At 72.7% G+C, this 8,778-nt stretch carries 9 protein-coding genes; 5 read left to right on the plus strand and 4 right to left on the minus strand.

The features are described from left to right. Nucleotides 1–1,460, minus strand: a 1,460-nt coding sequence (locus tag CCN39_RS52040; RefSeq protein WP_244211114.1) for a DUF5685 family protein, incomplete at its 3' end; no start/stop codon positions are given. Nucleotides 1,461–1,565: 105 nt separating this feature from the next. Between CCN39_RS52040 and CCN39_RS33465 the strand changes: the two genes are divergently transcribed. Together CCN39_RS33465 and CCN39_RS33470 are read left to right on the plus strand one after the other, a co-directional pair. Next, the gene (locus CCN39_RS33465; protein ID WP_086848824.1) at nt 1,566–2,084 is read left to right on the plus strand and encodes a ribonuclease FAU-1 family protein; all 519 of its coding nucleotides are present in this window, start codon (nt 1,566–1,568) and stop codon (nt 2,082–2,084) included. Nucleotides 2,085–2,150: 66 nt separating this feature from the next. Continuing rightward, nucleotides 2,151–3,659 carry an ArnT family glycosyltransferase gene (locus CCN39_RS33470; protein ID WP_086848826.1) on the plus strand — a complete coding sequence of 503 codons (1,509 nt, stop codon included), beginning with the start codon at nt 2,151–2,153 and terminating at the stop codon, nt 3,657–3,659. Here the strand turns inward: CCN39_RS33470 and coaE are convergent. After that, nucleotides 3,656–4,843, minus strand: coding sequence for a dephospho-CoA kinase (gene coaE, locus CCN39_RS33475; RefSeq protein ID WP_086848836.1), 1,188 nt, complete (start codon nt 4,841–4,843; stop codon nt 3,656–3,658). The genes CCN39_RS33470 and coaE overlap by 4 nt on opposite strands. A 168-nt stretch (nt 4,844–5,011) precedes the next feature. On the opposite strand from coaE, the gene CCN39_RS49650 reads away from it, so the two are divergent. Beyond that, a complete protein-coding gene (locus CCN39_RS49650; RefSeq protein WP_167455256.1) occupies nt 5,012–5,236 on the plus strand; it encodes a hypothetical protein in 225 nt (74 codons plus the stop codon). A 109-nt stretch (nt 5,237–5,345) separates the two neighbouring features. After that, nucleotides 5,346–5,594 (plus strand): hypothetical protein, encoded by a 249-nt coding sequence (locus tag CCN39_RS33485; RefSeq protein ID WP_086848828.1) that lies wholly within the window; start codon nt 5,346–5,348, stop codon nt 5,592–5,594. A 32-nt stretch (nt 5,595–5,626) separates the two neighbouring features. Here CCN39_RS33485 and CCN39_RS33490 read toward each other — a convergent pair whose 3' ends face one another. Beyond that, entirely contained in the window at nt 5,627–6,073 is a 447-nt protein-coding gene (locus CCN39_RS33490) for an OsmC family protein (RefSeq protein WP_086848830.1), read from the minus strand. Between the two features lie 176 nt (nt 6,074–6,249). Between CCN39_RS33490 and CCN39_RS33495 the strand changes: the two genes are divergently transcribed. After that, the gene (locus CCN39_RS33495; RefSeq protein ID WP_086848832.1) at nt 6,250–6,861 is read left to right on the plus strand and encodes a TetR/AcrR family transcriptional regulator; all 612 of its coding nucleotides are present in this window, start codon (nt 6,250–6,252) and stop codon (nt 6,859–6,861) included. Nucleotides 6,862–6,935: 74 nt separating this feature from the next. Here CCN39_RS33495 and rpsA read toward each other — a convergent pair whose 3' ends face one another. Continuing rightward, nucleotides 6,936–8,435 (minus strand): 30S ribosomal protein S1, encoded by a 1,500-nt coding sequence (rpsA, locus tag CCN39_RS33500; RefSeq protein ID WP_086848834.1) that lies wholly within the window; start codon nt 8,433–8,435, stop codon nt 6,936–6,938. Nucleotides 8,436–8,778 lie beyond the last annotated feature (343 nt).

Below are 8,778 nucleotides of genomic sequence, written 5' to 3' on the forward strand. Positions count from 1 at the left end.
GGGCCTCCGGGGCCGCCAGGGCCTCCGGGGCCGCCAGGGCCTCCGGGACCGCGGCCGCCGGGGCCGTTCGGACCGCCTGGGCCACGACCGCCGGGAGCGCCCGGCGGCGGGACCGGGCCCGGCGGCGGAAACCCGTGCGGCTGCGGCGAGCCCCAGCCGGGCGGAACCTGGTGCGGGTGCTGCTGCGGCGCCGGCCCACGCCCGATCCAGCCCGGCGGCTGCTGGTGGGGATGCTGCTGCGGAGTGGGCCCCGGCCCGATCCACCCGGGCGGCGGCTGCTGACCGTCCGCGCCGCCCGGCCACGAGCTGTGCTCGGGTGCCGGCCACTCGCCGGCCGACGAGGAGTGGCCCGTGGACCAGCCCGCCGAGCCACGGCCCTGCCCGGGAGAGGAGCCCTCCGCCGAGCCTGCGCCGGGCTCGCGCCCTTGCTCGTGGCGGTGACCGTGCTCGTGGCCGGGCTCGTGGCCGTGGCCGCGCTCATGGCCGTGGCCAGGCTCGTGGCCGCGCTCGTGCCCGTGGGCGCGCTCGTGCCCGTGGGCGCGCTCGTGCCCGTGGGCGCGCTCGTGCCCGTGGCCGAGCTCGTGACCGTGCTCATGGCCGAGCGCAAAGCCGTGGCCGAAAGCCCTCCGCACCGCCTGGCGCAGCTCGTGCACCAGCAACGCGTGTACCAGCGCCGGCTTTGCGAACTCCGCCTCGCGCAACGCCAGCTCCACCCCCAGCGCCGCGTCGTCGCACAGTCGCCGGGCTTCCTGTGGGCTTGTTCCCGTTGCCCGCAGCGGGTTCCAGACCCCCGCCGCCTCGTCGGCCGGGTAGTCCTCGACCGCGTCCAGGAGGTGGGCCACCCTTCCGAACATGCGGCCCGCCTCCGCCAGCGCCGGCGCGTTGGCCGGCTTGCCCGCCAGCTCCGCCGTCCTCGCGAACGCCGCCGCCGTGGCCCTCTCCGCCGGCTCCGTCGCCAGCAGCGGTGAGTCACCCAGCCGGATCGAGGACTCCAGCGCCCCCTGCCCCTCGACCGCCTCCGTCAGCACCGTCGTGTCGAACCCCACCTGGCCGCCCGTGCGGTGGCCCTGGGCCGTCCAGCGGGCCGCGACCCGGCGGGCCGCCGCCGCGACCGGGCGCCTTCCGTACGCGCCGTCGGCGTCCTCGACGTGGTCGCCGACCTTGGCCGCCGCCAGGACCAACGACACCGCCGCCGCCAGCTGGGCTCCCTCGCCGCGGGCCACCGAGGCCGTCCTCATCCCCCGCAGCGGGCACGGGCCCGCTTCGCGCCGGCCGTCCGCCCGTGGCGTCTGGGCCTCCACCAGCACCGAGATGATCAGCCCGTCGTAATTGGTGACCACCCGGGCGAACTGACCGTGCTCGTCGCGCAGTGTGAGGCAGAGGCCGCACAGGTGAGCCATCCAGTCCGCGTGCAGGCCTTCGGCCAGCCGGTGGCGGCACGGCCTGATGATCCCGAACATCCCCAGTTCCCCTCGTTCCCCTGACGCTCGGCGCACCTTAGCCCGAATGCGTGACGCCTGGGGCGGGGGTTCGCGTTTCGTGACCAGCCCGGCAGGATGACCCGCATGGCCGCACTGCACCCCCCGAAGGTCGAGACCTTCGACCCCGCCGCGCGCGCGAACATCGACCCGAAGGGCATCCTGCGGGAGGTCGAGGAGTTCCGCGAGGAGCCGTTCGGCCTGTACCTCGCCCGCCCGACGCCGGGCCGCGCCCAGTTCCACTACCTCGAGTCGTGGCTGGTGCCCGGGCTGGGCCTGCGCTTCACCGACTTCTGGTTCTCCCCCGGCCACGAACGCGACCAGGACTTCTACCTCGACGTCGTCCGCGTCCACCGCGACGGCCCGCGCTGGGTCGCCACCGACCTCTACGTCGACATCGTGCTCAAGGACAAGCTCTCCCTGAAGGTCATCGACACCGACGAGCTCATGGAGGCCCTCGAAGCGGGCCTGGTCACCGCCGAAGAGGCCGAGTACGCGCTGAAGGCCACCTACGCCGCCGTCGAAGGGCTGGCCGCGCACGGCTACGACCTCGCCGCCTGGCTGGCCACCCTCGACATCGCGCTGACCTGGCGGCGCCACCCCTGACCCCGGCGGCGCCGGACCCGCACGTAGGGTGCGGGAAGACCGGCGCCGACGAGGAACAGGAGCACGATGGACGCCGTGGCCACGGCCCCCGACCAGGCCGAAGCCGAGCTCGCCCCGTTCGCCCGGCTCCCGGTGCTGCTGCTCGCGGCCGGGACGGCCACCGCGCTGCTGCTCACCGCCGGCCGCTACGGCTACTTCGGCGACGAGCTGTACTTCCTCGCCGCCGGCAAGCACCTGGCCTGGGGTTACGCCGATCAGCCGCCGCTCGTGCCGGCGCTGGCCCGGGCGATGGACACGCTCGCCCCCGGCTCGCTCGTGGTCTTCCGGTTGCCCGCGATCGCCGCGACGGCCGCCGGCGTGGTCGTCACCGCGCTGATCGCCCGCGAGCTCGGCGGCGGGCGCACGGCGCAGGCCCGCGCCGCGGCGGCGTACGCGATCTGCGGGCAGTTCGTCGGCAGCGGCCACTACCTCGCGACGTCGACGATCGACCCGCTGCTGTGGACGCTCGTGCTGTGGCTGCTGGTCCGCTGGGTCCGCACCCGCGACGACGCGCTGCTGGTCCAGCTCGGCGTCGTGACGGCGGTGGCGCTCAACGGCAAGCTGCTGATCGCCGCGTTCTGGGTGGTGGCCGGGCTCGCGGTGCTCGGTTTCGGGCCGCGCGAGCTGCTGCGCCGCCCGAAGCTCTGGCTCGGCGCCCTGATCGCCGCCGGCTCCCTGGTGCCCACGCTGCTCTGGCAGCGCGCGAACGGCTGGCCGCAGCTCGGCATGGGTGACGCCGTCGGCGCCGAGGTCGACGCCGCGGGCGGGCGCGCGAGCTTCGTCCCGGACCTGCTGGCCGGCGCCGGCTGGGTGATCGGCGCGCTCGGCGTCCTCTACGGCCTCGCCGTGCTGCTGGGGAGCAAGCAGCTGCGGCCCTACCGGTTCCTGGGCTGGACGGCGCTGGGCGTCGCAGCGGTCTTCCTCGTCGCCAACGGGCGGTACTACTACGCCGCCGGGATGTTCGGCGTGCTGTGGGCGGCCGCCGCGGTCCACCTCGAAGCGCGGGAGCCCGCGCGGTGGTGGCGGTGGGTGCCGACCTGGCCGGTGTTCGTCGTGTCCGCCCTGTTCAGCCTGCCGTTCACGCTCCCGGTCTGGCCGGCGCACTGGCTCGTCGAGCACCCTGGTGCGCCGCGGCCGGCCTACGCGGCCGAGGAGATCGGCTGGCCGGACCTCGCCGCCGACGTCGCCGCGCTCCACCGGACGGCGCCGCCGGACACGGCGATCGTCACCGGCGGGTACTGGCAGGCGGGCGCGCTCGACCGGTACGGGCCCGAGCACGGCCTGCCCGAGGCCGCCAGCGCCAGCCGGGGCTTCTGGTACTTCGGGCACTCGGCCGACGACACCCGCACCGTGCTCTTCGTCGGCTACGACCCGTCGAAGATCGCGAAGCACTTCGGCGACGCGAGGATCGTCGGGCAGGTCGGCAACCGGCTCGGGATCCGCAACGCCAGCGAGCACATGCCCGTCTGGCTGCTCAGCGGCCGGACCGGGAGCTGGGCCGAGATCTGGCCGCAGCTGAAGGACATGCGCGCCTAGAGCGTCCAGCCGGTGGTGGCCGCCCACTTCTCCGCGCGGGCGAACACGCCGTTGACCCACTCCTGCTTCTCGTCGGCGTACGCCTCGACCGTGCCGTCGGCGGCGTGCGCCTCGGCCAGCCGCAGCTTGACGTCGCGGTAGTCGTCGCGCTCGTCCGGGTTCGCGCGCAGGAAGTCGCGGAAGAGCAGCGCGAGCCGCCACGCCGGCGTCTCCACCGAGCGGACGTGCAGGTTGACCGGCCGCTTCGGGTCGGCGCCGACGTGCAGGCGCTTGGGCCACGTCCCGCCGGTGCCGTCCTGGGCGTCGTCGACCCAGTCGCCTTCCAGCCGCGGGAAGCCGGCGTCGGCCAGGAGCCCGCCGAGCGTGTCCGCGTCGTCCGAAGTGGACACCGTGAGCTGCAGGTCGAGGACGTCCTTGGCGGGCAGGCCGGGCACGGCCGTCGACCCGATGTGGTCGGCGCGGAGGGCCAGCTCCCCGGCCGCGGCGCGGACCCGGGCCAGGACCCGCTCGGCCTGGGCCGGCCAGGTGAGGTCGTATTCGGCGATCTTCGGCGACATCGGCGGCCGCGGCCGGCGCAGCCGGACGTTGGCCTCGAACGGCACCAGCCGGTCCGCCCACAGCGCGTCGACCTCGGCGAGCACGGTGTCCTCGGCGCCGCCGTTGTCCAGCCAGACGTCCGCGACGGCGCGGCGCTGCTCGGTGCTCGCCTGCGCCCGGATCCGCGCCCGCGCGTCCTCCTCGGCCATCCCGCGCGCCGACACCAGCCGCCGCACCCGCACCTCGACCGGCGCGTCGACGACCACGACCAGGTGATAAGCCGTCGCCAGGCCGTTCTCGACCAGCAGCGGGATGTCGTGGACGATGACCGCGTCCGGCTTCGCGGCCGCCATCAGCTCCCCGGTGCGGGCGCCGACCAGCGGGTGCACGATCGCGTTCAGCCGGTGCCGCGACTCGTCGTCGGCGAACGCCTTCGCGGCGAGCACGGGCCGGTCGAGCGAGCCGTCCGCGGCCAGGATGTCGGCCCCGAACTCCGCCACCAGCCGGGCGAGCCCATCGGTGCCGGGTTCGACCACCTCGCGAGCGATCCGGTCGGAGTCCACCAGCACCGCGCCGTGTTCGGCGAGCCGGTTCGCCACGGTCGACTTCCCGGCCCCGATCCCACCCGTCAACCCCACACGCAACATGCCGATCACCCTAGTCACGGGGCGGACGCACCCTCGGCGGACACGTCCGTCAGGTCTGTGCCATTTGTGTGACAAGTGGGAAAATGTCGTAACACGCCGCTGGTCTGGTCGACATCCTGGCAAGGGGAACCGCCGAGGGGGCCGATGAGGATGACGAAGACCGGAAGGATGGCTGCCGTCCTGCTGTGCGCGAGCGGGCTCGCTGCCGCCGTGCCCGAAGCCGCGGCAGCACCGGCGCCGACCGTGGCCGCGGCGCCGGAGCGGTGCCTGTCCGGGGTCCGCCGGGTGCAGGTCACGTGCCTGCCCGCGGCGACGCGGCGACTGTGCGTCGTGCAGTACGCGTGGATCCCGTTCCCCGTCCCATGCCTGAAGAGCGGCGGATCCGCAAGGTGATCGTGACGCGTGACTCAACCGATATCCGGACACGCCGTGTTGCTTACCCACCTCGAACCGCGGCAGTGCGTACCGTGCGCGCGAAGAGCGTCGCCCACGCGGAGGAACGATGGCGGACAGCAAGCACGTCGGGAGGCACCGGCTCGGCACGCCGGGGCTGGTGCACTGCCTCGTCCACCTCTCGCCGGCCGTGGCACCGGCGGACTACCGGCGGAGCTGGCTGAACACGCTGCTGGTCCCGGCCAAGCACAGCTTCGCCGGCCTGCGCCGCAAGGCCCGCGCCGCGGCGCTCGAGCGGATCTGGGTGCCGTCGGTCAGCCCGGCCCGGCCGGCCGCGGTGACGGTGCGCGCCGCCTGAGCGGTGACGACCAAGGGCCCCCGAAAAGCGGGTCAGCGGCCGGTTTCGCGCGTTTCGATCACGATCTCCGACGACAGCGTCCGGTGCACCGGGCACTTATCGGCGATCAGCATGAGCTTGGCGCGCTGCTCGTCGTCGAGGTCGCCTTCGAGCTCGATCTCGCGGCTGATCCGGCTGAGCAGGCCGCGCTCGGTTTCGCACCGCGCGCAGTCTTCGGCGTGGATGCGGTCGTGCCGCAGCCGGACGGTCGCCCGGGTCAGCGGGATGCCCTTGCGGTCGGCGTACATCCGCAGGGTGATCGCCGTGCACGAACCCAGCGACGCGAGCAGCAGCTCGTACGGGTTCGGGCCGGCGTCGGCGCCGCCCACCGCGACCGGTTCGTCGACGAGGAGCGTGTGGCTCGCCGTGCGCACCTGCTGCGTGTAGGTGCCGTCGCCGCTCGCGGTGACGACGACGGTGCCGGGCTCGGGGTGATCCATCCGCCTGAAGTCCTCTCGGGTGGCGCCCACGGGACGGGACGCGGCCGATCCGGACATCCGGCGCATTCCCAAGACGCGCCGGATATCGTATCTTCTGCTGCGGGTGGGTCACCCGGACGCCGCCCTGCGCCCGGCTGCCGCAAAGGGGGTGCGCCGTGGCTACCAGGCACTTGCCGATGCGCCCGGCCGATCAGGGTGGCCGCGAACGCTACCTCGACGCGGCGTTGTCGGTGCTCGTGGACCGCGGGGTTCCCGGGCTGACCGTCCGCGGGGTGGCCGAGGCGGCCGGCGCGTCGACACTCTCGGTCTACGCCCGTTTCGGCGGCCGCGCGGGCCTGCTCGACGCCCTGTACGAGCGCACGTTCGACTCGCTGCGGGAGCTGCTGGAAGGCCTGCCGCCGTCGAGCGAGGACGGGGTCGCGGACCTGCTGCACCTCGCGCTGGAGTACCGGCGCTTCGCCCGCGAGAGCCCGACCCGCTACGCGCTGATGTTCGAGCGCCCGGTGCCCGGGTTCGACCCGGACCCGGCGCTGCGGTCGGCGGTGCTGCGCACGACGTTCACCCTGTTCATCGGCCGGGTCCAGCGGGTCTGCCCGCCGGGAGCGGACGCCCGCTCGGTGGCCTACCGGCTGTGGACGGCCATCCACGGCCTGGTCGGCGCGGAACTGCTGATGGCCTCGCGGCGGCCGTTGCCGGACTGGTTCATCCCGCCGACCGAAGAGGCCCACGAGGAGATGTACCGCGACGGCGTCACGGCGATGATGACCGGCCTCGGCCTGCACAACTGAGCCGCCACGACAACGAAGAGCCCCCGGTCCGCGAAGGACCGGGGGCTCTGTCGTTCAGCTCGGAGAGCTAGTGCTCACGCACCGCCGGAGAGCTTCTCGCGGAGCGCCGCGAGCTGCTCGTCGGAGGCGAGGGTGCCACCGCTGCTCTTCGAGTCGGCCGGGGCCGAGCCCGAGGTGTAGCTTTCCGCGCCACCCTCGATGCCGGTCGCCGCGTCGGCCGCCGCTTCGGCGTCCGCCTCGACGGCCTTCTGGACCTGCTTCATGTGGGCCTCGTAACGAGTGTGCGCCTCGGCGTACTGGCGCTCCCACTCCTCACGCTGCTTGTCGAAGCCTTCCTGCCACTCCTGGGTGTCCGGGTCGAAGCCTTCGGGGTAGATGTAGTTGCCCTCGGCGTCGTACTCGGCGGCCATGCCGTACTGGGTCGGGTCGAACTCGGTGTCCGGCGTGACACCCTCGTTCGCCTGCTTCAGCGACAGCGAGATGCGACGGCGCTCGAGGTCGATGTCGATGACCTTGACCATGACGTCGCCGTTGACCTGGACGACCTGCTCCGGGATCTCGACGTGGCGCTCGGCCAGCTCGGAGATGTGGACCAGGCCCTCGATGCCCTCTTCGACGCGCACGAACGCACCGAACGGAACCAGCTTGGTGACCTTGCCCGGCACGATCTGGCCGATCGCGTGGGTGCGGGCGAACTGGCGCCACGGGTCTTCCTGGGTCGCCTTCAGCGACAGCGAGACGCGCTCGCGGTCCATGTCGACGTCCAGGACCTCGACCGTGACCTCCTGGCCGACCTCGACGACCTCGGACGGGTGGTCGATGTGCTTCCAGGACAGCTCGGAGACGTGCACCAGGCCGTCGACGCCACCCAGGTCCACGAAGGCACCGAAGTTGACGATGGACGACACGACGCCCTTGCGGACCTGGCCCTTGGCGAGCGCGTTGAGGAACTCGCTGCGCACCTCGGACTGGGTCTGCTCGAGGTAGGCGCGGCGGGACAGGACCACGTTGTTGCGGTTCTTGTCCAGCTCGATGATCTTCGCCTCGAGCTCGCGGCCGACGTACGGCTGCAGGTCGCGCACGCGGCGCATCTCGACCAGCGACGCGGGGAGGAAGCCGCGCAGGCCGATGTCCAGGATGAGGCCGCCCTTGACGACCTCGATGACGGTGCCCTTGACGGGCTCGTCCTTCTCCTTGAGCTCCTCGATCGTGCCCCAGGCGCGCTCGTACTGCGCGCGCTTCTTGGACAGGATCAGACGGCCTTCCTTGTCCTCCTTCTGGAGAACGAGGGCTTCGACCTCATCGCCGACGGTGACAACCTCAGCCGGGTCGACATCGTGCTTGATGGAGAGCTCACGCGAGGGGATGACACCCTCGGTCTTGTAGCCGATGTCGAGCAGGACCTCGTCGCGGTCGACCTTGACGATCGTGCCTTCGACGATGTCGCCATCGTTGAAGTACTTGATCGTCTTGTCGATAGCCGCGAGGAAGTCTTCCTCCGACCCGATGTCGTTGATGGCGACCTGCGGGGCCCCAACGGGGGCGGTCGGGGCGGTGGCGGTGTCGGTGGTCATTAGGCGGGTTGCTCCGGTGGATGGAATCGAGGGTTGGCAGTTGTCGGCGCGAATGGGTGCATGCGTCGACCCTGCGAGCAAACGTCCACCAGTGAACGACCGCGGCATGACCCCGCATACGGTGCGCGACCCGAGTCCCAACCAGAAGCTGAGCGGAAGGCAGCGCGAACCCACTGCGCTAACACTTATCCTACGCGGCAGCCGCTAGGCGGCACAATCAGGGTCCCCCTGGCTCGCTAAGGTCCTCGCGGAAGCAAACCGCAGGCACGAGGACGCAGGTGGAGCAGGTAGCGGCCACCGGGACCGGAGACACCATCATGCCACCGGAGCAGGCGCCGGCGCC

It is taken from the genome of Amycolatopsis kentuckyensis (assembly GCF_002155975.1).
Lineage (GTDB): Bacteria > Actinomycetota > Actinomycetes > Mycobacteriales > Pseudonocardiaceae > Amycolatopsis > Amycolatopsis kentuckyensis.

Excerpts from the sequence above, each read along its gene's own strand:
- CCN39_RS33485 (WP_086848828.1), top strand. The coding sequence starts at position 5,346 with ATGGCGGACAGCAAGCACGTCGGGAGGCACCGGCTCGGCACGCCGGGG.
- CCN39_RS49650 (WP_167455256.1), top strand. The coding sequence starts at position 5,012 with ATGGCTGCCGTCCTGCTGTGCGCGAGCGGGCTCGCTGCCGCCGTGCCC.
- rpsA (WP_086848834.1), bottom strand. The coding sequence starts at position 8,435 with ATGACCACCGACACCGCCACCGCCCCGACCGCCCCCGTTGGGGCCCCG.
- CCN39_RS33490 (WP_086848830.1), bottom strand. The coding sequence starts at position 6,073 with ATGGATCACCCCGAGCCCGGCACCGTCGTCGTCACCGCGAGCGGCGAC.
- CCN39_RS33470 (WP_086848826.1), top strand. The coding sequence starts at position 2,151 with ATGGACGCCGTGGCCACGGCCCCCGACCAGGCCGAAGCCGAGCTCGCC.
- CCN39_RS33495 (WP_086848832.1), top strand. The coding sequence starts at position 6,250 with ATGCGCCCGGCCGATCAGGGTGGCCGCGAACGCTACCTCGACGCGGCG.
- coaE (WP_086848836.1), bottom strand. The coding sequence starts at position 4,843 with ATGTTGCGTGTGGGGTTGACGGGTGGGATCGGGGCCGGGAAGTCGACC.
- CCN39_RS33465 (WP_086848824.1), top strand. The coding sequence starts at position 1,566 with ATGGCCGCACTGCACCCCCCGAAGGTCGAGACCTTCGACCCCGCCGCG.